This window comes from Pseudomonas sp. LBUM1645 (genome assembly GCF_059716185.1).
The window spans coordinates 4,345,013-4,366,577 of record NZ_CP166811.1 but is presented as its reverse complement, the minus strand read 5'-3'; the positions used below and the strand labels follow the sequence as shown (position 1 = coordinate 4,366,577).

22 protein-coding genes, 1 tRNA gene and 2 pseudogenes are annotated in these 21,565 nt (G+C 54.0%); 16 read left to right on the top strand and 9 right to left on the bottom strand.

Features of this window, described 5'->3' with window-relative positions; translation table 11 throughout:
• The first annotated feature begins 76 nt into the window (after positions 1-76).
• From ACA079_RS19425 to ACA079_RS19385, 9 genes and pseudogenes are all read left to right on the top strand, one after another.
• Positions 77-688, top strand: a complete 612-nt coding sequence (locus ACA079_RS19425; RefSeq protein WP_497700542.1) for a tail assembly protein — start codon at positions 77-79, stop codon at positions 686-688.
• 57 nt (positions 689-745) lie between these two features.
• On the top strand, positions 746-5,680 hold the full coding sequence (gene gpJ, locus ACA079_RS19420) for a TipJ family phage tail tip protein (RefSeq protein ID WP_497700541.1): 4,935 nt from the start codon (positions 746-748) through the stop codon (positions 5,678-5,680).
• Positions 5,681-5,683: 3 nt separating this feature from the next.
• Positions 5,684-6,040: a hypothetical protein gene (locus tag ACA079_RS19415; RefSeq protein ID WP_497700540.1), complete on the top strand. Its 357-nt coding sequence runs from the start codon at positions 5,684-5,686 to the stop codon at positions 6,038-6,040.
• A gap of 152 nt (positions 6,041-6,192) precedes the next feature.
• Positions 6,193-6,696 carry a hypothetical protein gene (locus ACA079_RS19410; protein ID WP_497700539.1) on the top strand — a complete coding sequence of 168 codons (504 nt, stop codon included), beginning with the start codon at positions 6,193-6,195 and terminating at the stop codon, positions 6,694-6,696.
• Between the two features lie 25 nt (positions 6,697-6,721).
• A pseudogene (locus ACA079_RS19405) lies at positions 6,722-6,817 on the top strand (phage tail protein); the annotation flags it as partial.
• A gap of 135 nt (positions 6,818-6,952) precedes the next feature.
• The gene (locus ACA079_RS19400) at positions 6,953-7,480 is read left to right on the top strand and encodes a hypothetical protein (RefSeq protein WP_497700538.1); all 528 of its coding nucleotides are present in this window, start codon (positions 6,953-6,955) and stop codon (positions 7,478-7,480) included.
• Positions 7,480-7,821, top strand: a complete 342-nt coding sequence (locus ACA079_RS19395) for a hypothetical protein (RefSeq protein WP_497700537.1) — start codon at positions 7,480-7,482, stop codon at positions 7,819-7,821. The genes ACA079_RS19400 and ACA079_RS19395 overlap by 1 nt, the downstream gene beginning before the upstream one ends.
• Positions 7,818-8,183 (top strand): phage tail protein, encoded by a 366-nt coding sequence (locus ACA079_RS19390; RefSeq protein ID WP_497700536.1) that lies wholly within the window; start codon positions 7,818-7,820, stop codon positions 8,181-8,183. Before ACA079_RS19395 ends, ACA079_RS19390 begins: the two co-directional genes overlap by 4 nt.
• A 62-nt stretch (positions 8,184-8,245) precedes the next feature.
• Positions 8,246-8,671: a cell wall hydrolase gene (locus ACA079_RS19385; protein WP_497700535.1), complete on the top strand. Its 426-nt coding sequence runs from the start codon at positions 8,246-8,248 to the stop codon at positions 8,669-8,671.
• Positions 8,672-8,833: 162 nt separating this feature from the next.
• Here the strand turns inward: ACA079_RS19385 and ACA079_RS19380 are convergent, their stop codons facing one another.
• Positions 8,834-9,235 (bottom strand): hypothetical protein, encoded by a 402-nt coding sequence (locus tag ACA079_RS19380; protein ID WP_497700534.1) that lies wholly within the window; start codon positions 9,233-9,235, stop codon positions 8,834-8,836.
• 438 nt (positions 9,236-9,673) lie between these two features.
• Between ACA079_RS19380 and ACA079_RS19375 the strand changes: the two are divergent.
• The 3 genes and pseudogenes from ACA079_RS19375 to ACA079_RS19365 form a co-directional block, all read left to right on the top strand.
• A pseudogene (locus ACA079_RS19375) lies at positions 9,674-9,970 on the top strand (cell wall hydrolase); the annotation flags it as partial.
• Complete coding sequence (locus tag ACA079_RS19370; protein ID WP_497700533.1) at positions 9,967-10,284, top strand: ubiquitination-like system serine protease family protein; 318 nt, start codon at positions 9,967-9,969, stop codon at positions 10,282-10,284. The pseudogene ACA079_RS19375 and the gene ACA079_RS19370, both read left to right, overlap by 4 nt.
• Positions 10,275-10,808, top strand: a complete 534-nt coding sequence (locus ACA079_RS19365) for a lysis system i-spanin subunit Rz (protein WP_497700532.1) — start codon at positions 10,275-10,277, stop codon at positions 10,806-10,808. Before ACA079_RS19370 ends, ACA079_RS19365 begins: the two co-directional genes overlap by 10 nt.
• A gap of 5 nt (positions 10,809-10,813) precedes the next feature.
• Here the strand turns inward: ACA079_RS19365 and ACA079_RS19360 are convergent, their stop codons facing one another.
• Entirely contained in the window at positions 10,814-12,709 is a 1,896-nt protein-coding gene (locus ACA079_RS19360; protein WP_497700531.1) for an acyltransferase family protein, read from the bottom strand.
• 208 nt (positions 12,710-12,917) lie between these two features.
• Here ACA079_RS19360 and ACA079_RS19355 point away from each other — a divergent pair.
• The 4 genes from ACA079_RS19355 (at position 12,918) to ACA079_RS19340 (ending at position 14,472) form a co-directional block, all read left to right on the top strand.
• Positions 12,918-12,982, top strand: a tRNA-OTHER gene (locus ACA079_RS19355).
• Between the two features lie 256 nt (positions 12,983-13,238).
• Entirely contained in the window at positions 13,239-13,550 is a 312-nt protein-coding gene (locus tag ACA079_RS19350; RefSeq protein ID WP_497700530.1) for a hypothetical protein, read from the top strand.
• An 80-nt stretch (positions 13,551-13,630) separates the two neighbouring features.
• Positions 13,631-14,086 (top strand): hypothetical protein, encoded by a 456-nt coding sequence (locus tag ACA079_RS19345; RefSeq protein ID WP_497700529.1) that lies wholly within the window; start codon positions 13,631-13,633, stop codon positions 14,084-14,086.
• Positions 14,083-14,472 (top strand): Rap1a/Tai family immunity protein, encoded by a 390-nt coding sequence (locus ACA079_RS19340; RefSeq protein WP_497700528.1) that lies wholly within the window; start codon positions 14,083-14,085, stop codon positions 14,470-14,472. The genes ACA079_RS19345 and ACA079_RS19340 overlap by 4 nt, the downstream gene beginning before the upstream one ends.
• 192 nt (positions 14,473-14,664) lie before the next feature.
• On the opposite strand, the gene ACA079_RS19335 is transcribed toward ACA079_RS19340, so the two are convergent.
• The 7 genes from ACA079_RS19335 to ACA079_RS19305 form a co-directional block, all read right to left on the bottom strand.
• The gene (locus tag ACA079_RS19335; protein ID WP_497700527.1) at positions 14,665-14,880 is read right to left on the bottom strand and encodes a hypothetical protein; all 216 of its coding nucleotides are present in this window, start codon (positions 14,878-14,880) and stop codon (positions 14,665-14,667) included.
• A 76-nt stretch (positions 14,881-14,956) separates the two neighbouring features.
• A complete protein-coding gene (locus ACA079_RS19330) occupies positions 14,957-16,282 on the bottom strand; it encodes a hypothetical protein (protein ID WP_497700526.1) in 1,326 nt (441 codons plus the stop codon).
• A 334-nt stretch (positions 16,283-16,616) separates the two neighbouring features.
• Positions 16,617-17,330, bottom strand: a complete 714-nt coding sequence (locus ACA079_RS19325; protein WP_497700525.1) for a recombinase family protein — start codon at positions 17,328-17,330, stop codon at positions 16,617-16,619.
• Positions 17,331-18,015: 685 nt separating this feature from the next.
• Positions 18,016-18,213 carry a hypothetical protein gene (locus ACA079_RS19320; RefSeq protein ID WP_497700524.1) on the bottom strand — a complete coding sequence of 66 codons (198 nt, stop codon included), beginning with the start codon at positions 18,211-18,213 and terminating at the stop codon, positions 18,016-18,018.
• Positions 18,210-18,734 carry a hypothetical protein gene (locus ACA079_RS19315; RefSeq protein ID WP_497700523.1) on the bottom strand — a complete coding sequence of 175 codons (525 nt, stop codon included), beginning with the start codon at positions 18,732-18,734 and terminating at the stop codon, positions 18,210-18,212. The genes ACA079_RS19320 and ACA079_RS19315 overlap by 4 nt, the downstream gene beginning before the upstream one ends.
• 13 nt (positions 18,735-18,747) lie before the next feature.
• Positions 18,748-19,122, bottom strand: a complete 375-nt coding sequence (locus ACA079_RS19310) for a hypothetical protein (RefSeq protein ID WP_497700522.1) — start codon at positions 19,120-19,122, stop codon at positions 18,748-18,750.
• 1,225 nt (positions 19,123-20,347) lie between these two features.
• Positions 20,348-21,190, bottom strand: coding sequence for a helix-turn-helix domain-containing protein (locus tag ACA079_RS19305; RefSeq protein ID WP_497700521.1), 843 nt, complete (start codon positions 21,188-21,190; stop codon positions 20,348-20,350).
• Between the last annotated feature and the right edge of the window lie 375 nt (positions 21,191-21,565).

The following is a 21,565-nucleotide window of genomic DNA, read 5'->3' as shown; positions in this document are numbered from 1 at the left end:
TCGATATCAGGCCGAGCTCCATTCGATAATGAGCATCTACCGCCTTCGGGCGGTTTTTTATGCCTGGAGAAAAAGGATGCAAACAGCAGCCCGCTATCAACCCATGACGACAATTAAACTATCCGGTTCGTTGGCTGCCAAGTTCGGCAGAGTGCATCGGCGTAGTCTTGATTCCGGTCAGACCTGGGAAGCCTTCAAGGCGTTGAAGGCAACGATCGCTGGTTTCCAAGAGGAAATTCAGCGCCTTGATCGCCTTGGCATGCGGTTCGCCATTTTCAGGAATCGCAAAAATTCTTCTGAGGATGAATTCGCGCTAAGTGGAACTCGCGAGATTCGTATCGTCCCTGTTGTAGAGGGTAGCAAGCGTGGCGGGACCTTTCAGACAGTAATGGGGGTTGTTCTCATCGCCGCGGCGCTGATCGGGAATTACTTCGTGCCTGGTAACCCTATATCGCCCTATTTATTGAATGTGGGCGCTGCAATGGTCATCGGCGGTGTGATCCAAATGCTCAGCCCCCAAGCGGGCGGCCTCAAGCAAAGCGCATCCCCTGAAAACTCACCGTCGTATGCTTTCGGCTCTGCAAAAAACACCACGGCCAGCGGTAACCCGGCACCGATCTGCATCGGCGATCGTCGATGGGGCGGAATGATCATTTCCGCATCGATCCTTGCCGAAGACAAAGCGTAATCCGCACGCAGCAAGCAGGCCGCCCATGAGGCGGTTTTTTTTCGCCTGGAGGAAAGTATGGGCGCAGCACAGATGATCGATATCCACGGCGCGAAGGGCGGGGAAAGCAAGCCGAAGTCGCCGGCCGAGGCCAGCGATAGCCTGCGCTCGACCAACCTGGCCAAGCTACTGATCGCCGTGGGCGAGGGTGAGTTTGATGAGGTCCCGACCGACTACAGCATCTTCCTGGACAACACCCCGATCCGCGATGCCAGCGGCAACTACAACTTCCCCAATGTGAAGTGGGACTGGCGCTCTGGCTCGGTGGATCAGACCTATATCCCTGGTATTCCGTCGGTCGAGAACGAAACCTCATTGAACGTTGAGCTTCGCAGCGACTCGCCATGGGTTCGCTCAATCAACAACATTCAGCTTTCCGCCGTTCGTGTGCGCCTCGCCTGGCCTGCACTGCAGCGTCAGGACGACGAAGGCAACATTGGCGGCTATCGCATCGATTATGCGATTGACGTGGCCACGGACGGCGGCGCCTATCAGCAGGTGCTGGTCGACGCAGTGGACGGCAAGACCACCACGCGTTACGAGCGCTCGCCCCGCATCAACCTGCCGGACGCCACCGTCGGCTGGCAGATCCGCGTACGCCGACTGACACCGAACCAGAACAGCAACAAGATCGCCGACACCATGCTGATCGCCGGCTACACCGAGGTGATCGACGCCAAGCTTCGCTATCCGAACACCGCGCTGCTCTACATCGAGTTTGATGCCGAGCAGTTCACCAACATTCCAGCCGTCACCGTGAAGTGCCGCGCGCGCAAGTGGCAGGTGCCAAGCAACTACGACCCGATCACCCGGACCTACACCGGGACTTGGGATGGCTCCATGAAACAGGCCTGGACCAATAACCCGGCCTGGATCACGTACGGCATCTGCACTGAAGAGCGTTTCGGACTGGGCAAGCGCATCAAGTCGTTCATGGTCGACAAGTGGGAGCTATACCGGATTGCGCAGTACTGCGACCAGCTGGTGCCGAATGGCCTAGGCGGTGTAGAGCCTCGCTTCCTGTGCGATATGAACCTGCAAGGCAAAGCTGATGCCTGGTCGTTGCTGCGCGACATCGCCGGCATTTACCGGGGAATGACCTACTGGGCTCAGGGCCAACTGGTGATGCAGGCGGATATGCCTCGTGCGCAGGACTTTGACTATGTGTTCACCCGCGCCAACGTCATAGATGGGAAGTTTTCGTACGGCAGCGCCTCGGCGAAGACCCGCTACACTCGGGCCCTGGTCAGCTACGACAACCCGGCGAACAACTACGACACGGACGTCATTCCATTCGCGGACCTGAACCTTCAGCGCCGCATGGGCGACAAGCCTATCGAGCTGAGCGCCATCGGCTGCACTCGGGCTTCCGAGGCACAGCGCCGCGGCAAGTGGGCGATCCTGAGTAACAATCAGGACCGCACCGTGTCGTTCAAAACCGGCATGGAGGGCGTGATTCCGCTTCCTGGCCACATCATTCCAGTAGCAGATTCGCTGCTGGCTGGCCGTGAGATCGGCGGGCGTATCTCTGCTGTAGCCGGCCGCGTTGTGACGCTGGATCGTGACACCCAGGCCAAGGCCGGTGATCGGCTGATCATCAACTTGCCAGGTGGGCGGGCCGAAGGTCGCACCGTGCAGAGCGTGAATGGCCGCGCCGTGACCGTCACCACCAATTACAGCGAGCCACCGCTCGCGCAGCTCCAGTGGGCGCTGGATGCCGATGATCTGGCGATCCCGCTGTACCGCGTGTTGCGTACCAGGCGCACCGCTGAAGGCGACTTCGAAATCAGCGCTCTGCAGTACGACCCGAGCAAGTTCGCTTTCATCGACACTGGCGCACGCCTGGAAGAGCGGCCGATCAGCGTGATTCCGATCACCGTCGTTCCGGCGCCGGCCAGCGTGACCGTTACGTCAAACTCGGTTGTGTCCCAGGGCATCGCCGTGGCCACCATGACTATCACTTGGCCGGCAGTGGCTGGCGCAGTCGGCTACGACATTGAGTGGCGTAAGGACAGCGGCAACTGGATCAAGCTGCAGCGCACCGGCATGACCAGTGTCGACGTGGTGGGTATCTACGCCGGCGCCTACGTGGCTCGCGTCCGCGCGGTCAGTGCCTTCGACATCTCGTCGGTCTGGCGTAACTCGATCCTGACCAACCTCAAGGGGAAGGAAGGATTGCCACCGGCGGTGTCGTTCCTGACGGCCACGCCGCTGCTGTTCGGCATTTACCTGAAGTGGGGCTTCCCGGCTGGCGCCGAGGACACCCAGCGCACGGAGATTTGGTATGGGCCGACGACCAGTCTGCCGGCGGCAACCAAGCTGACAGACCTGTCTTACCCGCAAAGCGATTTCTCGATGCTGGGCTTGCGTGCGGGGGTGACGTTCTTCTTCTGGGCGCGCTTGGTGGATCGAACCGGCAACATTGGTCCGTTCTATCCGATTGGCTTGGGAGTGATGGGCCAGACGAGCGCAGAAGCCGGCCCGATCCTTGATCAAATCGCTGGGCAGATTGGGGAGACCGAGCTGGGCAAAGACCTGCTGGACCGTATCGAGCTGATCGATGGTCCGTCGACTCTGCTTGGATCTGTGAACAATCGTTTGAAGGAGTTGGACGACCAGGTAACCGAGGTTACCGATCAACTTCAGGAACAAATTGACCAGGTCAGCGACATTGCCAACTCTGCCGAGTATCAGAAGGACAAAGCTTATGCGGCTGGTTCATCCACTCGGCTGAATGATCGTTTGTACCAGGCCAAGGTTGCGGTGCCGGTGGACTTGACCGGGGCGGTAGCACCGCCTAACACCACTTACTGGTTGGACGTGGGCCAGATCGTGACGGACTCGAACGGCTTGGCCGCGCGCGTCAGCACCACCGAAACCAAAATCACCAATATTGAGGGAGTAAATACTGCTCAAGGCACGTCGATCACCGGCCTGCAAGCGAGTCTAACCACCACCAACGGAAACGTAACTGCTGCGCAGAACGCCGCCAATGCTGCCAGTACGCTTGCCGGTGGCAAGGGCAAAGTTCTGGTGCAAACCGCGACGCCTGCTGCCGCCGACCAACTGGTTCAGAACCTTTGGATCGATATCACTGGTGGTGCCAATACCCCTAAACGTTGGACTGGGTCTGCTTGGACGGCGGTGACGGACAAAATTGCAGCGGATGCAGCGGCAGCAGCGGCGAATGCGCTTTCCGTCGCGAACACCAAAGCGGACGCCTCGGCGGTGAATAGCCTAACCACCCGCGTGACTTCAGCCGAAGGGACAATCAGTAGCCAGGGTTCGGCGATTACCGGACTGAATACCAGTCTCACTACCACCAATACCAACGTGACTGCCGCGCAAACTGCGGCGAATGCGGCGAATACGCTGGCTGGTGGTAAAGGCAAAGTGATCGTGCAGACCGCTGCGCCAGCGGCGGCTGATCAGCTTGCGCAGAACTTGTGGATCGACATCACTGGCAATGCGAATACCCCAAAGCGCTGGACCGGGAGCGCGTGGGTGGCAGTCACTGACAAGGCGGCAACTGACGCGGCAGCGGCAGCGGCGAATGCGCTGGCTGTCGCCAATACAAAGGCAGACGCTTCGGCAGTGAACAGCCTGACCACTCGGGTGACCACAGCTGAAGGAAATATCACCTCCCAAGGCAGCGCGATCACCAGCCTGAACAATACTGTGGCTGGTAAGGCCGATGCGGCGGCGCTCAACTCGCTGACTTCGCGGGTGACCTCGACAGAAGGCACGATCACTTCGCAAGGGTCGAACATCACCAACCTGACCAACAGTCTGGCCACCACCAACACCAACCTCACTACTGCGCAAAACGTTGCCAATGCCGCAAATACTCTGGCCGGATCGAAAGGTAAGGTCCTGGTCCAGACTGCAGCGCCGGCGGCAGCTGACCAGCTCGCGCAGAACCTATGGATTGATATCACGGGAGGGAGCAATACTCCGAAGCGCTGGACAGGTACGGCATGGGCTGCAGTGACCGACAAGGTTGCGTTAGACGCGGCAGCAGCAGCGGCCAATGCATTATCGGTGGCGAACACAAAAGCCGATGCCGCAGCGGTCAACAGCCTGACGACTCGAGTAACCAGCGCTGAGGGAACGATCACCAGCCAGGGCAATGCAGCTACCAGCCTGACAAATAGAGTCACCACTGCCGAAACGAACCTGACCGCGCAAGCAACGGCGATCAGCGACACCAACACGAACGTTTCGCTAATCGACGGCAAGCTGACCACGCAAACTAACCGCGTAGACGGGATCTATGCGCAGGTTAATCCGGCCTTGGGCGGTGATGACACCGGCTTTGCCGGATCGACCGCCAGTTTGGTCGGCGTCTGGTCCGAGCAATCAGCTCGGATCGAGGACGGGATTGCTGTCGGTAGGCGCGTTGATACTATTCAGGTATCGAGTGACCAAGCAATTGACCTGGCTGGTAACGCGATCACATTAACTCAAGCAAACACAGCCGTTGTTCAACAGGTGTCTCAAGCGCAGATTACAGCTGATGGTAAAGCTAGCGCTATGTGGACGGTGAAGCTGCAGGTCAACTCACAGGGACAGTACGTGGCGGCGGGTGTCGGCTTGGGTATTGAGAACGGCCCGGCGGGTCTGCAAAGTACCTTTCTGGTGAGCGCCGATACGTTCGCGGTCGTCAACGGCATCAACGGAACACTGTCCTCGCCGTTTGCTGTGACTGGTGGCCAGGTGTTCATCCGGTCGGCGTTCATTCAGGACGGCACGGTCACCAACGCGAAGATCGGCAGCTACATCAGCTCAACCAACTACATCGCCGGCCAGCAAGGCTGGATTCTCAACAAAGACGGAACGCTTGAGATCAACGGCATTGTTCCCGGGCAAGGCCGGCTGGTGATCAACTCGCTGAACGTCTCTGTCTATGACGCCAACAACGTGTTGCGCGTCCGTCTCGGCTATCTGGGGTAATCAATGGCTCTATTTGGTCTGCGTGTTTTTGATGAGAGCGGTCAGCTTGCCATGGACACCAACTCGTTCACCTACCAGGTGATCTGGCAGGGCGTGATCGACTTCAGTGGAGTCGCGCCCGACTACACGCTGAGCATTCCGGGCTTCAACCCGGCCAACTGCGTGTTCATGATCATTCCGACAAGGGCACAGGATGTGCAGTCATCCGAAACCGACGGGAGCGGGAACCAAAAGTCCTATCCGTTCGTCACGACGGCGGTGGGCCAGGTGGTTGTCAGGAGAAAAAACCCATCTTCAAGTGCTTCCACTATTGGCTCAACGGTTGCCGCCAAGGCCTACGCGATAAGGTACTCGACATGAGTTTTGGATTTCAGAGCATCAACGACAATTCATTTGTTCAAATTGACGCCGAGGCCCCCAGACTCTGCATGCTCACCAAGGGGGCGTATTCAGGGACTACCAATGCGTCGGGGGTATTTGCCAGAGCAATCACAAGCCAGGACCCGCCGCTAGTGTTCGTTCGCCCGGATCAGGGGGCGATCCAGGTTCCGATATCGGTGTGGTTCACCGGCGGGCCGGGAAACTGGACCGGGTTCACCATGAAGGCATCCAACGTCAACGCCACGTTAAGCGGCCAGTATTTCGCGGCCGCTTGGGCGTCCATGGGCACGGCGGCCTATGGCCTGCGGTTGTGGGATCAGAACGCGGCGCTTGTTTACGACAGTGGCGCTCCGGCGGTTGTCGTGACCTTCGCGGCAGGAAACTGGACGTACCTCGGAGAAGAGCAGCTGACCGTGGGACACCGGTATTTCTGGGGAATTAACAAGGTGCTCGGTTCAGGCGAGTATGTCTCCCTGAACCCTTTCGCCATGAACTGCCACAACAATGCGTCGGGTGGCGGTTGCGCCCTTGGCGTCGATTACGCCAATGGCCGGATCATGATGTACAGCCTCGCAACCACCGCCTGGACCGATCAAGGGCACCGCCCATTCCTTTGCGCCAAACTGCTGGCCTGAACCTAAATTCTTCTGGAGATAATCGATGCCTTGGTGCAAAGCCGGTACGGTTTCCTTCGTCCAAAATTCCAATGCCGTGATCGGCACCAGTACTGCATTTATTGCCAACAGCAGGGTAGGTAGACCAGAGATGTAGAGGGAGGCATAAAGGATTCAGCTGATGCATTGCGTGCGATGGCAAATCAATATTGGATCAAGCTAATTAGCCCCAGCCCGCAAAGTTCGACTTTTTATTAATAACAGTAAGGTAAGCCAAATGGCTAAGCAGACAATTGCACTCGGAACAGCGCCGACTGGTGTCGGTGGTGACACGCCGCGCAGTGCGTTCACAAAGGCTCAGTCAAATTTTGATGAGTTGTATGCCGCAGACCTGGTTAATTACAAAAAATCTAACATCCTCGGCACAGTGAGTCAGGCTAGCGGAGTTCCTACAGGCGGTGTTATTGAGCGTGGCTCCAATGCGAATGGTGAGTACGTAAAGTTTGCAGATGGCACTATGCTCTGCTGGTTTAAGTGGCGCGTGATTCGCACAATGGCCACGGCCACGGGCCCGCTGTTTTTCGGTGGTGCGCAAGAAATTGCCCGTAACTTTCCTGTAGCTTTTATATCTCCCCCAGCAATTTCGATTCAGGGCGCTCTTGAGGTGGGCGAGGGTTGGTTTCTTCCGGCGGGCACCCTAATAAACTCTACAACTCAATGGCCATCTGGTTACGTATTTACTCAACTGAGCCGTGGTCAAATGCAACTTTGCGTCGATTACTCGGCTGTAGGACGGTGGTTCTAATGCGCATCATACTTTCACCGCAACGCCGCGATGATCTTTTGGTGGTTGTGAAAACCGGCAATGTTCTCATCGTGAACGGCGAGCCATTTGACTTCTCCCAAATGGAGAGCGGCGACACTCTTCCTCGTGCGGCAATCGCGTCGGAGTGGTTCGCCGGCGATGTGGAAAACCTCGGCGATGAGCTGGTTTTGACACTGGTGTTGCCAAACCCGCAGAACTACAGTCCGGCGCAGGCCTTCCCGGCAGACCTGATGAACGTACCGGACGGCCCGGTGATTTTTCCTCAACCTCTTCCTGAGCCAGTACCCGCTCCTGAACCTATTTCAGAGGAGTCCGCATGAACATCGACTGGTCCCAACTCATAACCCAGGCCATGAAGGACGCTGCTGCTCAGGCCGCGCACCTTGCTCAAGCGAAAGCAGGGCTCTCGGAGAAAAACCTCAGGGCCGTTGCGCAGATTGCCCGTGTTCAGGATCGCGTCGATACCCTCGGTTACGGCATCGATGCTGGGGAGGCCACCGAGGCAGACGAAGCAGAGCAGGCCGCGCTGCTGATCAACCTTAAAGCTTGGAAGACCTACAAGTTCGCTCTGGGCAAAGTCACCGCGCAACCGACTTGGTATGCCGCGCCGGTGTGGCCGATGGAGCCCGTAGCGCCCGCGATCGAAGCCAGCCCCGATGCCCGGGCCGCCGACCTGATGTAGGCCGCGAGCTCCAACAACGCACCCCGCCAACGAGCGGGATTTTTTTTGCCTGGAGAAAAGTGATGCCAGTTACCGACAAAGACCGAGATATCCTCGCGCGCACGCTATGGGGTGAGGCGCGCGGTGAGTCACTGTCCGGCCAGATTGCCGTTGCCTGGACGATCCGCAACCGTGTGAACGACGGCAAGGATCGGTCATGGTGGGGGGAGGGCTATGCAGGCGTGTGCCAGAAACCGTACCAGTTCAGCTGCTGGAACAAGAACGACCCGAACTTTGCTTACCTGAGTGGCGCGAAGTCAATTCCGTTTCGCGAGTTCGCCCAAGCGCGGATCGCTGCTGACCAGGTGCTGGCCGGCAAGGTGCCTGATCCCACCGGCGGGGCCACGCACTATTACGCGACCACCATGCCGGAAGCACCGGTTTGGACCGTAGGAGCGAAGCAGACGCTGAAGCTCGGACACCACGTCTTCTTCAAGGATGTGCCATAAGCTAGAGCGCGTTGATGCTGGCGCCGTCGAACTCTCTGCAGCTTCTGGATCTTCTGTTTTCGGATATCCGAGCCGGAATCATCGCCGACCAAGCAGCCCTTAGGACGCTTCAAGCGTATGTAATGAGCGTGTGTCGCTCATTACATACGCGCTGAGCCTAAATCAACTGGACACTGCTTGATTAATGTTCGTTTGCATATTTGGCACATGAAGCATTGATCTGTCTGGCTGTAGAAACATGGTGGCGTGCTGGGTTTCTTGCCCTTTTTCGACATGACTCCGCTCTTTCGTGCGAAAGGCGTTGATCAAAGGTACGGCCACAATAAGCGTAATCGGCCAAAGCATCAGTGCGTTGAAGATGAAAATCGAGCATGTCAGCCGGTCTCGCCGGCTCAGCCCTAAAATTCTCAACGTTCCGGTAAGCACTGGGTTCGATTCGATCGGTGCTTGAACCCCGTCGAGACTGTGCTTTACGGCTTGCTTAAGCTGTGAGCAGACGCCTACAAATAGCGCGACGCACCAGATCAGCCCCAGGGAAATGCCAATGACAAAAAAGTATTTCATGATTCCCGTACCACTCCTTTTCCTTGGGCGGAGCCCTGTTTGATCGAGAAGAATAGTCGATCGTCATACCCAATGAAATACAGCCCATCGTCTTTGTAATGCAATTCCTTAAATCTAGGAGAAACGATTGCAATACTGGTTTTTTATCCAGTGCTGGGCAAGCAGATGTACTTCCTTATTACGGTCATGAGAGAGAAGGGTGTCGCCCGGGAGTGGAAGGCGATCCGGCAAACGGTCGGCATCCGTGGTGACATCAACATCCGAAACCAGATGTGCGAGCAGCTGAACAGGACGAGCGATATCGCAGAGATCCGACCGGCCGGCATGCCACTTGATGCGGTGCCGCTTCTTCCGTTGATGGATGCCAGGTTGTCAGGGATGGCGACCAACGCGTTCACGTTGAGTGGCCTGGAGGAGATCGACGGCTGCCTGTATGCGCAGTCGTGGTGGGGGGAGGGCTATGCCGGTGTGTGCCAAGCGCCGTACCAGTTCAGTTGCTGGAACAAGAGCGATCCGAACTTCGCTTCCCTGAGTGGCGCGAAGCAGATCCCGTTCCGCGAACTGGCACAGGCGCGCATTGCCGGTGACCAGGTGATCGATGGAAAGGTGCCGGATCCTACAGGGGGCGCCACGCACTATTATGCAACCGCCATGAAGAAGCCCCCGGATTGGGCGGCGAAGGCCACGAAGACGGTGGTTATCGGCGGGCACGTCTTCTTCAAGGACGTGCCATGACAGCCTTTCGCAGATTGTCTCGCGCGCTGGCGACGACCGAGGAGGGCAGTCTCTGGTTCGAGTGCCCTGGCTGCGAGATGGTCCACCGGATCATGCACGGCCCCGGCGCTGGGTCGCGCTGGGGCTGGAACGGCAATCTGGATAGCCCGACGTTCACCCCTTCGGTGCTGGTGCGTTACTCATGGTCTGACGGGGATCGAGTGTGCCATTCGTTCGTTACCGACGGACGCATTCAGTTCCTCGGCGACTGTACGCACGCACTGGCCGGGAAGACCGTTGACCTGCCGGATTGGGAGGACGAGCAATGCCAATAGCTATTCCGTGGAGGCTGATCGGCATTCTGACGCTGTTGTTGGCCATCGCCGGCGGCACGTGGAAGGTTCAGGACTGGCGCTACGGAAAGCAGCTCGCCGAACAGGCTGGCCTGCATCAGGGCGATCTGACTGCCATTGGCAATGCGGCCTCCGCCCAGGTGCGCGCCGATCAGGACAAGCGCCTGGCGCTGGAGCAGCGACTTTCGACCACCGACCAAATCCACCATAAGGAACTGACAGATGCTCAAACCAATCAGGCTCGCCTGCGCGATCGCCTTGCCACTTCTGATTTACGGCTGTCAGTCCTCATCGACGCCGCGGATCCAGCCGGTGGCTGTTCAGTGCCCGCCGGTACCGAAGCCAGCGGCGTGGTTCATGGAGGAGCGCGTGCCCGACTTGACCCCGCGCATGCTCAACGAATTATCGGAATCACCGACGACGGCGACCAAGGATTGATTGCACTGGCTGCATGCCAGGCTTTCGTAAGGGAGGTGAGTGGAGAGGGGAGGACCTCTCCGAAATAATGCGGTTAATTAAACATCTCGCTAATGATGTTTTTGGACATAAGCCGAGAGCCTTCAGGCGTCAAATGCGAAACATCGAAGTGAACTGGAATCCCTCCTGCATCGACCAGCGGGCACTTCCCTGCCGGGCAAACGGCTTCGATGACAGAGATGTACTTCACGTCAGACCTATTCGAGAATTTATCAGCCATGGCTGTCTCGTTGTAGGTTATCCAGTCTTGTTCAATATCTTTAGGTGCCGAGAAATCAACTTGTCCAGACTTCATCTGGTCCGCAATGATTATAGGTACGGCGCGCTTATAAGTTGGGGATATCCCAAGGATGTAGACCTTGATACCAGTGCCTGCAAATCTCTTTACCGTTTCGTCGAGCTTATTCATGCTCTGATCTACAGCTGCGTTCCAATTTGCCGAAAGGATCAGCACGTCAGGGTGGACCTTCAGGATCTCGAGGTAGGCCATATCGTTGAAGGCAACGCAATTCGGTCGGTCCGCGATGGCCTGCCCCAAAATAGGAGGGCAAGCAGATGCCGTTAGCGCTCCCAGAGAGTAGCCCCTGATTTGCATCATGTTTTTCATTCCCGGATAAAACTGAATGGCATGACTATCGCCCCACAGCATTGCTTTTTCCCCGTGGGCGTCTGGCAAACAGGAGGAAATGTCTACCGAAGAAGGAATCTGGTCGGGGTTCAGAAAGCACGTTCCTGACCTGTAATCAGCAGTTGCATCATATTTTAAATATGAAAGAACTTTGTTCAGTCGGGCGTTTGAGTCATCTTCAAAGCCATTATTCGAAATGGTTGCAATGCTCACGGCAATCATTGATACAAGCACCGCTAGTGCTGTCGTCAGAGTTTTTGCTGTTGTTCCATTTTCTTTCACGTGTCTGAATTTTTTTTCAATGAATTGGTAATTTGCCACAGCGAGTATCATCGATAGTGAAAAGGCTATAACGGCGAATTGATATTCATTGATATCAAGATTGAAGCGCTTTAAAAAAACAATTACAGGCCAATGGACGAGATACAGTGAGAACGATATCTTGCCGATAAAGACTAGGGTTTTTCCCCCAAGCATTTTCGAGAGTGGCGCCGAGTTGGCTTGGCCAGCAATAATTATTAATGCGGCCCCGGCGCAAGGGAGTAGCGCTGCGAGTCCTGGAAATTTTGTGTTGTGAGTGTAAAAGATATTTGCAATTGCTATGCACAAGATGCCAGCAATAAACAGCAAGGTTGATGAGTTTTTGTTGGGCGTATGTTTTGAGAAAGAAAGAGCTACCGCGCTCCCTATGAGTATCTCGAAGGCCCTAAATGGCAGCAGGTAGAACGCAGCAGGCTGGCTTTTTTCCAGCATGTACACCGATGCTGCCACGGAAGCTAAGAACAGTGCGCAGGTTGCGATTGAAGCCGGAAGCCTAATCTTTGCCGCGCAGATCAAGATAAGTGGAAAAATAATGTAGAACTGCTCCTCCACTCCAAGTGACCAAATATGTAGAAGAGGTATCTCGTCTGCGGAAGGTGAGAAGTAATCCAGCGAAGAATAGAAATATATGTTTGCCGAAAAAAGCGAAGAGGCAATAGCGGATTTTGCGTAATTAACAAGCTCGCTTGGATATAGTAGAAGAGATGCGAAGATGCTTGTTACGATAATTACCGATGCGAATGCCGGTATAATCCTTCTGGCTCTTCGTGCATAAAAACCTGCAATAGAAAAGCTCCCAGTTGTAATTTCTTTATGAATAATTTTAGTAATCAGGAAGCCTGATATCACGAAGAAAATATCTACACCAATGTATCCACCAGGGACCAAGTTTAGATTTATGTGGAAAAACACAACCAGAAGGACAGCTATCGCTCGCAGCCCGTCTATGTCTGGTCGGTACGATAGGCTTTTTTCATGCATGAAATAGACAGCTCCGATAGTTTTTGGCAAAAAATTTTGCGCAAGTCTACAGGTGAATGCAGGGGTTTGTGTTCGGTCGGCAGAAAGCCGGAGGAAGGAGAGGGCTACTGTAGGAATATCCAACGCTAAGTTATTGATTCTTATAGGGAGGTATGTGCATTTTGAAAGCTCCTGAAAACACCTATTTTCCTTTACAGATCATTAGCTTGCGCGTGCTTCGGGGTCACCTTGACATGGTGGGGGTCGTTGGTTCGAGTCCAATCGCGCCTACCAAACAAAATCCGCTCTGCTGGGCGGTCTAGAAGGGCTCACCGAAAGGTGGGCCCTTTTTTGTTGTCTGGATTTCCTGCAGAACGTTCACAATTTATAGGGTCCGTTCACACTGAGCAATGTGAACGCCGAAAGTGCCTAGCCGTTCGGGGCGATCCTTCCTCTATATGTCGATCTTCCTTCCCCACCCATCACCCGCAGATTGAACATCACCGCCCATCAATATACTGTTCGCATATACAGTATTTGGTGCGCAGTGATGGAAGACGATTTGATTGACGATTCTGGCTTTGAGCTGGGCATGCCGACCCACGTGGAGCTATTGAGGCATCAGTGTGATTTGCTGTGTGCTGAGTTGGACAGCACACGCCGGGACTTACGCAGGGCACACAAGAACATCGCCGGGCTGATCGTCATGTACCGGGAAAGCTCGACGGAGCTGGCCGCCCTGAAGGTTGAACACGAGCGGCTGAAGTGGACGCTGACAGACATGTACAGTCGAGAGCGGGAACAAGGGAAGACTCAGTTGGGGTATGCATACGGTGACTACGCACCCAAGGACAAGACCTAGGCCCAGGTCAACCGAGTGACGTGATGGCAGCCAGCTACTGCACCCGCTAACATGGCTCAATCACTCAGAAGGAATTCGCCATGACGGCATGGATAGCGGCAACGGTTGTACTGGTTAGCGTGGGACTGTCTGGATGTGCGGCAAATCACCCACCCCTTCCCCTAATGGCCCCAGACCCTACACCCGCAGAGTTAGCCGCTGCCGACTACGGTCAGTACCCTCAGAAGTATGAGGCGGTGGTGAAGGGCTGGAGTGAAGACAGCATGAAAGATCCTGCATCCGTCATCTTCAAGAAGATCAGCAAGCCCCGGAAAGAGTACATGTACGCCGAGAGGAAACCTGTGTACGGGTACTCGGTGTGCACGCTACTGAATGCCAAAAACTCCTACGGTGGCTACACCGGCAATCAAGTGTATTGGCTGATGATCCGTGACGGAGCTGTCCTTCGCTCTCAGAACTTGACTGACAACCTCACTCGAGGAACGGCGGGCATCATCTCCCTTGGGCACTACGTCAACTGCGACGATGGCAAATGAGGCGGCAACTCAACATGAAGGCATGGATTGGGGCGGTTGCACTGGCTGGGTTGGCGGTATGTGGTCAGGCGATGGCAGACGGGAATCAACTACTGAGCGACTGTCAGTCGGCAGTCAAGTTATTCGAAACCAACGGGAAGGAAGGCGACGCATTCGGTGCTGGAACCTGCATCGGGGTCATAAATGGGGTGACTTCTCTGCGTGGAATGACGAACCCAGCTCTCCCCGAGGAAGCCCAAACCTGTTTGCCAACTCCTAGCCCACCAAACATTCAGGCGGCAAGAATCGCTGTGAAATATCTAGAGAGACATCCTGAGAAGCTGAATCTGGACGACGGGATACTGATACTGTTTGCTTTGCAGCGAGCCTTCCCGTGTAAGGGATGACCAAGACCTCTTTCCACAGAATCCCAAGCACCGCCGCGAAACAGAGTGCAACTCTTGAGGCGATCCAGATTCAGGCTGGGAAAATAAGATGGGGCTCACCCAGCGTGGTGTACTGCATCCAGCGAAGACGGGCACTGTCCACGCCGGGCGAGCGGGACAGATTGTAGGTTGCTACTCTCTGGCTGTCAGCGATCAAAGGCGTAGTCGCATGATTGCGTCAGTGATCCCTTGAGCATTCGTATCCAACGTTTCCATGGCAGTCATGGCGTTATCGGCGACAATCCCTACTCCGTTCTCTGAGAGCCACTTGATTACTTCTTCCATCGAGGCAGCTAGGGCGTGCTGATTATGTAATAGAAGGGTTAGAGCGTCCGCTGTAGCGATGTTGGCTTCTAAGTTAACTGACATGGCTATCTTCCTTGAGTGATGGTGCGAGAATCCTAGTTCACCCTGCCGCAGACGAGCGGCTGTGTTAACAGTAATCTCATCGCTTTGCCAAACGATGCCAAATGTAGCTGGGGCGCTTTTTCGTAAGTTGAAACTCTCGAAGCGCGGGCAGACTTGCACTGACCCCTTGTACTGCTGAAATCACCAGCGAAGAAACGAGAGGGAGCACCGAGCCAGTACATATTGCAAGTCCTACTCCGCAAAAAGACGTTACTGTACCGTTTACGAACCCTGAACTGATTTGACCAATTGCACTTCGAACCTCGTCTACCTGAGGCATAATTTCTTTTTGAAAGAGAACGCGAGACTTATCCCCAAACTTCTCGTCATCAATTCCGTGAAGCTCTTCGCTAACTGAAATAAGGGAGCTATTGAAGCGTTCGAAAGCGGTAGGGTATTTATCTCGTAACTCAATAATGGTGTGTGGGGATTCGACATTTAAAAAGTCGTCATTAAGATTGAGAAATTTAACGCATGGTGAGATTTGCTTCGCCCCCTGCGTGTTGGATAGTGAAAGAAGCGTAGATTCGAATTCGGATTCGGTGATGTAGGTATGCCCCAGCTCTTGGGCTAGTGACACTTGGTTGCAAATTGCTTTCAAGCGAGCAATTATAGCTTGGTTGGTGGCTTGATAGGCCCAGTGCTTAAACTTTTCTTCGGATAATACTCCGTCTTTGTCCCAGTGCTGCTGATAAGTAATTCTGTCGCCATCCCTTTTAGCATTCTCAATTGTTGTAAACTTGAATAAGCCAACCCCCGAGTAAAGTCGATCATTCACGAAGTCCACATTCAGGGCGGTACGCCGCTTAATGCTTGCGTCCTCGCGCATAACTAACATTTGCCCCTCATCATCCATCATCACTGACTTTAGGACTGCGTTAGCGTGGGCGTAATCATGGATCGCTGGGGAGATTGAAGATCTGAACGCGTCCTTCGAGGAGAACATAGGAATTTCTTCGCTAGGTTTTTCGTAATAACTGATAGGATAGACAGTTACAAACCCAGCCCTTATAAGTGGATGAAGCCAGCTATAGAACTCTAGGCCGGCTTTTAAGTTATCAATGCTGATACCCGGCCGGGAGGAGACAAGTGGATCATCTAGAGCAACTCTATTATAAATAAGTAGAGAAGAAAGAGTATTCTCTTTGGAGAATCTTGAAGACCACGTACTGAATTGAGCGTTGAGCTTTGAGTCTAAAGGGTATTTTTCAACCTCGGTATAAATGCTTCCTTGTCTTGCTACGACGAAATATGAGAACCGTCGAGACAACTCTTCATTGGACACCTTGTCTAAATCGATAACGCTGCCATTAGACTTAAGTAGCTCGCATTCAATTAGTAAATCCAATGCTTGGTTACTCATGTTTTCCTCAGGAAATCGCTTGGCCAGTGATGGCACACGGCTTTCTAGTATAGCGTGCGTTTAGAGGTACATATCGACTTCCGGCAAAGGGACCATTTTCCTAACCCGGCGATACTTGAACTTTTCAAAATGGAACGTTGCCTTTTGCCAATATCACCCTCATTACCTGGACGGGAATATCGGCGGAGCATTTGGCGAAAAGGTAGATTTCTTGCTTAGGCTGGGTCGGGGTTAAGAGCCATTCCCATGCCACCTCGCTGCTCGGACTTAAAACTTTGAAATATCGCGGAAAGGAAAAAGCCGCCCGTAGGCGGCTAGAGGCACACTGGTGAAGTCAGGCTTTGACGCTGAATGACAACTCAAGCCGAGTCATGAGGCGGGAAACGGTCATGGGCTGGAATACGCTTCCTTTAGCTGTTGTCACGCCCTTAGAGTTGAGGCAATGAGCAATGGCAACAAAGGATGTACAGCCATCGTACAAGCACGCCTTAATGTGATGAGCGATTGCATCAGCCCGATTGTCAGCATTCAGTTTCTTAGCTTTTAGGGCGGCACCATTACCGACAGCCCAAGCCTTTGTACGCCCTGCATCACGACGCGCAATCTTGGCTTGGGCTTCAACATCACCGTTGGCAGCATCTTTCTTCAGTTCGGCTAGACCATCCTTGGTGCGTTGGCGAATCTTGATTAGCTCTTCCTCAGCGAGAAGACTCTTGATGTTGCGTACCAGACTACTGCCGTGTACGTCCTCGGCTTCGATGATGGCGTATTTCTTCTGGAGAACAGCGAAGTGAGCATGGTCACGGCCAAGACGGTCAAGACGGTGAACCACTACCGGGCAATCCAAACCTTTCGCCATCGCAAGAGCAAGGCGGCACTGTGGGCGCTCCATAGGGTCAATACTGCCTGACACCCCTTGGTCGGTGAACTCAGCAGCAATGTGCCAGCCATTGGCCTCAGCAGCGATCTTGATGGCAGCGAACTGACCAGCGACGGACAAGCACTGATCGTCTGTGGAAACCCTTGCGTAAGCCACAACCTGTTTCATTGTTCGCCCCTGCTGATCTAGTGTGAATCAATCTTAACATATTGATGGCGTTCGACAACGATTTGTTAAGGTCTCTTTTTTGGGGGTTGTTGGTTGTACTGGATGCCTCTGCAAGGTGGCTTGGTAGACCGCTTGTCTGATTGCCGCACCAGAGCCCGTATACGCACTCCAGCTCGATGCAGGCTTATACACATGATGCGACTTTGAACCCTGTACCCGACCAGATTAAGATCCGCATAGGGGTTTCACTAGGGATCAGAGGATGAATAACCATGCGACAACTCTTCAAAGCAGTAGGACAGTGGGTACTCAGGGCGGTATTGCACGAGACCCTGCGGGCGGTCTGGGAATACGTGAGGGATCAGCGGGACGACTGACTGGGGTGGGTGGATCAAGGGGTTGGTGCAGCCCTTTGGCGCCCACACGTAAATGACTGACCACCCCGCTGTAGTGCAGGCCGATCCGGCGATTCGTGGTGCTTTGATCGAGCAGGTGTAGGGGAATCTGGCGTGTACGGCGGGGAACACGCGTGTGTGGGGCAATCGGCTAGACCCTGGTGCCCGTAACCATTGGCCCTAACTCGATCTACTCCCGCTGGAAGGCTGCAATGCCCACCTGTAGGTAATAGATGCGAGAATGGTTCTCATATAGTTCCTATTCGCTCTCCAGGTCAGCCAGTAGGTGTTTATTGATCACCCCGATTCTTGCCCTTCGATGCCTGTTCTTGCTGCCGCATCGCGGCGACGTAAGAGCACGCCATGTACTCGATGAACTCCCTGATGGGCATCTGGTGGCGGCGTGCGTGGTACGCCAGCGTGTGAAAGTCTTCGGCCGTAAACGTCACGCCAAGCGCCCTGTTGGGGGTGGAAGGCTGGTCGCTCATGCTGCCGCATCCGCCTGCTTGGCCTCGGGCTTGGCGTGGGCTTTCAACAACTCCGCCAGGGCTTTCTGTCCCTCGGACACTTGGCGTTTTGCTGCCAGTTTTGCGGCTGCTTCCTCTGCTGCTCGTTCACTTTGCTGTACGTTGATGGCTACCAATCTGGCGGTCTCGACGCGGTTACGCTCGTACCGTTCCAGCTCGTACTCTTGTCGGGCCAGCTCTGCCACCTTAGGAAGTTCGACGGCAATCACCTCATCCGGTTTGCGTAAGATAGCTTTGAAGTAAAGAACTTCTGTAACTACCTTGATGATGGTAAAGCCTTGTTTGATAACGTCCTGAAGTTCGATTAGGGAAATTTCCAGAGGTGCATATTTCACCCAATCACAATGGGCTCCCATGTCCTGACTAAAGAGCCCTTCGGAGTTGTTATTGTAACGAGTCGTTCGCTTATTAATCAGTTCCTGCAATTCTTCATCATTGTGCGGAAAGACTTCGGCGACTGTGATGCCGTATTCAAAGTTCATAGTAGTTCCTTGTTTATTTGTTTGAGCGATGCTGTTTCAAAGCCGCGATAAAGCGTGCCTTGGCGGTTTGCTTGGGTGTCTGTGAGTTGGGCTTGCTGGCGCTGTTTACGGGCTGCTGAGAGCCTTTAGAAGCGGCCCCTGTGGGTGTGGCAGCCTTGGCCTTCTTGGCTGCCTGGACACGCGTTCTATGCGCCATCAAGTCGTCAATGGTGGCGACCATCCCATCTGGGAATACTGCTTCTTCCAGGGTTGAGAGATAAGTCAGCTCGGCCTGAGTTGCTTGGACATAATCAACCTTGTCACTTGGCGTAGTTGGTTGTTCCAAGAAGTAAGAGAGAATTGCTTGATTGGTCTTATCGACTTCAAGCCAAACAGTGTTGTTATTCATCAAACTGCCTCCTGTTGTGGCTGGCTGGTGTTCTCCAACTCTTGTGTGACGAACTGCTGTTCAAGCTGCTCTGATGTGAACTTATTACGTGATCGCCAAGATGCGACTTGATGAGCAACACAGCAATATTTGCTAAGTGTCGACCGGCTGTAAAAGTTGCGACCGCACGATATGCAGGTTTTTAAACGAAGTGGTCTTTGTGCCATGGTAGTTACCTCTGAATGAATGTTGACCTTTCTTAAGGACGATAAAACCCGTTCCTCGGGATTGAGGTTGCGGGCGGTTGGTTTTGCTAGTGTGTGCACTCGTTATGGGCAAGTGCGGTATTTGCTTTATTGCAGAGCGAATTAGTGACCAGTTCGTTGCAGCCTCTGGCCAAGGCGGGGCATTGAAGGCTTTTGAAATCTCGAAACGTCTAAGCCTATCCTGACAACTATCTTCCAATGAAACTACCGATCATCTGCACTGGATCGGAAACAGGACAAGGCAACTCAGCAAGGAAAGGAATAGTCCTAACTAAGTTGTTGCAGACTGGATGTTCTTGAAGGTGTTACGGGGAGGGTGTGTTAGTTGTTTCTGTCACTGTTTTATAGTACCACGATATCTGTAGAAGTCAATACCTTCATACTAAATTAGTTGCTTTTGTTTCGCTGTTGTGGGTGGCTTCTGTTCCCAGTTAGTTCTAATTGCTCCACTGTTCCTTCTACTGTTGGTTTTACACTTGGTTGTCTCGGTGGCAGATGAAGATCCTGATGTTCACGCCCGGTAGAGTAAACTCAAGCAGGGGGTAATGTGTGGCGTTCCGCCACGGAGCAATATATCTTATGCCTCTCGGCATGTTACAAGCGAAGAGCAGGGTGGTGCAGCACCACTCCACCCTACTGATAGAGTTATTGTCTTGCCAAGTTAGTTGTGACGTTTACGTCACGCAGTAACCCTCTATTAAGTAATATGGTTAGTTAATAACTGTAGAGGTTCAAGAAGGGAGGATAGGGGGTGACCCCCTCCCGCTGTTGCTCTTGCTCTGAATTGTGCAGGAAGTACTGGTGCCCACAGGCACAGGCTATTGCTAGTGACGGTAACGTCACAAGTTAAATATATTATAGAGGTAGTTAATCTCAAAGCTCCGCTTTGGCGATTGTGCCCCATTCCGCCCTTTGGCGGAAGTTGGCACTTGCCTTTGATACATGCGGCCGAATTGGTCCCCCCCCCAAGATGGTGAAGGTTACGCGGCCTGCAACTTTGCTCGTGCGGCGAGCATATCGTCCCGCCACTTCCTGATTGTCTTTGGAGACACGCCAGTTTCTCGCTCAATGGCTTTGCCCGTTACACCATCTACCAGCATCTGCAACACTTGGGCTTTCTTCGGGTGCTGCTGACGGGGGGGGAAGTCGACGATGTTCGGTGTGCGTGGAATGCATCCCAACTCCGCTTCGTATTCTTCGGCTGTCTTGTACCGGGTCAATGTCCGCAGGTCGTGGTGTAGTTTGGCCAGCTCTTCGGGGCTTGGTGTGCTCGACTCATTGCCATCTTCCCATTCGCAAGCTTTTTGCTCGGGCTCGATGTCTTCCATCTCGTATAGAAGGGAGCGGGGCCGACTCTTCATCATCCGTGGAATGATCAGCTCAATTGCTTTCACGTAACGCCTGGCGTGCCTCTCCCTCAGTTGCAGCAGGTCTTCTACGGCCTCGGTGGTTACGATGGAGAGGGATTCGAGAATAAGTGCCAGGTTGTGTACAGAAAGTGGCATCGACTTGCCTCCCACGCCGATGGGGCGATCATGCCAATCAAGCCGGGCAACACCGTCTATGATGTCCTGGGCAAATACTGGGTAACGTTCCCAGTACGTGTAGGGGCCGATGAATCCAAAGAACGGGTTCAGGATCATCTTGGCTGTTCGGCCACGAGCACTTTTTGGCTTTCGAGGAATCTTGCCGCTGACTATCGGTGCGTTATCTTCTAGCCACTTATTGGCGTTAGCGGCAATGCGTGCATCCAGCTCTTTGAGTTCGGACTGCGTAAGTATTCTGGTAGTGCAGGTATTAAGAAGTTGCGATTTCATATTCATGTTACTCATTGGGATGTTGTTAGTTCATAAGCAAACCCTCGGTGTGTTCCGGCTATTGTCGGTTGGGAACGCGTGACCCTTATTGCAGACAGCACGAAACTCGCTCTGCTCAGCGGCCTATTGGCTTGAACATGCGAGGTAGTTGTCAGGTAGGGGAGGTGTTGCGGGTGCCAGTCTCTGCGACTAGGATGGGAATGATAACGCGTCGGAGTGGGGCGTCAAGCAAATAATAATGGGTCAATTATAGGCAGAATCTACATTTAACTTGCGTTGTCGCCTTAAGAGCGTACAAGGCTCGTTAGGGCGGTCTTCTTTCTCTGCTGTATCCATTGGCTTGGTTTACTGTTGTCGTGCTTTAACGAGGCTCGCAGGGGG

Excerpts from the sequence above, each read along its gene's own strand:
- ACA079_RS19425 (WP_497700542.1), top strand. The coding sequence starts at position 77 with ATGCAAACAGCAGCCCGCTATCAACCCATGACGACAATTAAACTATCC.
- gpJ (WP_497700541.1), top strand. The coding sequence starts at position 746 with ATGGGCGCAGCACAGATGATCGATATCCACGGCGCGAAGGGCGGGGAA.
- ACA079_RS19415 (WP_497700540.1), top strand. The coding sequence starts at position 5,684 with ATGGCTCTATTTGGTCTGCGTGTTTTTGATGAGAGCGGTCAGCTTGCC.
- ACA079_RS19400 (WP_497700538.1), top strand. The coding sequence starts at position 6,953 with ATGGCTAAGCAGACAATTGCACTCGGAACAGCGCCGACTGGTGTCGGT.
- ACA079_RS19395 (WP_497700537.1), top strand. The coding sequence starts at position 7,480 with ATGCGCATCATACTTTCACCGCAACGCCGCGATGATCTTTTGGTGGTT.
- ACA079_RS19390 (WP_497700536.1), top strand. The coding sequence starts at position 7,818 with ATGAACATCGACTGGTCCCAACTCATAACCCAGGCCATGAAGGACGCT.
- ACA079_RS19385 (WP_497700535.1), top strand. The coding sequence starts at position 8,246 with ATGCCAGTTACCGACAAAGACCGAGATATCCTCGCGCGCACGCTATGG.
- ACA079_RS19380 (WP_497700534.1), bottom strand. The coding sequence starts at position 9,235 with ATGAAATACTTTTTTGTCATTGGCATTTCCCTGGGGCTGATCTGGTGC.
- ACA079_RS19370 (WP_497700533.1), top strand. The coding sequence starts at position 9,967 with ATGACAGCCTTTCGCAGATTGTCTCGCGCGCTGGCGACGACCGAGGAG.
- ACA079_RS19365 (WP_497700532.1), top strand. The coding sequence starts at position 10,275 with ATGCCAATAGCTATTCCGTGGAGGCTGATCGGCATTCTGACGCTGTTG.
- ACA079_RS19360 (WP_497700531.1), bottom strand. The coding sequence starts at position 12,709 with ATGCATGAAAAAAGCCTATCGTACCGACCAGACATAGACGGGCTGCGA.
- ACA079_RS19350 (WP_497700530.1), top strand. The coding sequence starts at position 13,239 with ATGGAAGACGATTTGATTGACGATTCTGGCTTTGAGCTGGGCATGCCG.
- ACA079_RS19345 (WP_497700529.1), top strand. The coding sequence starts at position 13,631 with ATGACGGCATGGATAGCGGCAACGGTTGTACTGGTTAGCGTGGGACTG.
- ACA079_RS19340 (WP_497700528.1), top strand. The coding sequence starts at position 14,083 with ATGAGGCGGCAACTCAACATGAAGGCATGGATTGGGGCGGTTGCACTG.
- ACA079_RS19335 (WP_497700527.1), bottom strand. The coding sequence starts at position 14,880 with ATGTCAGTTAACTTAGAAGCCAACATCGCTACAGCGGACGCTCTAACC.
- ACA079_RS19330 (WP_497700526.1), bottom strand. The coding sequence starts at position 16,282 with ATGAGTAACCAAGCATTGGATTTACTAATTGAATGCGAGCTACTTAAG.
- ACA079_RS19325 (WP_497700525.1), bottom strand. The coding sequence starts at position 17,330 with ATGAAACAGGTTGTGGCTTACGCAAGGGTTTCCACAGACGATCAGTGC.
- ACA079_RS19320 (WP_497700524.1), bottom strand. The coding sequence starts at position 18,213 with ATGAGCGACCAGCCTTCCACCCCCAACAGGGCGCTTGGCGTGACGTTT.
- ACA079_RS19315 (WP_497700523.1), bottom strand. The coding sequence starts at position 18,734 with ATGAACTTTGAATACGGCATCACAGTCGCCGAAGTCTTTCCGCACAAT.
- ACA079_RS19310 (WP_497700522.1), bottom strand. The coding sequence starts at position 19,122 with ATGAATAACAACACTGTTTGGCTTGAAGTCGATAAGACCAATCAAGCA.
- ACA079_RS19305 (WP_497700521.1), bottom strand. The coding sequence starts at position 21,190 with ATGAATATGAAATCGCAACTTCTTAATACCTGCACTACCAGAATACTT.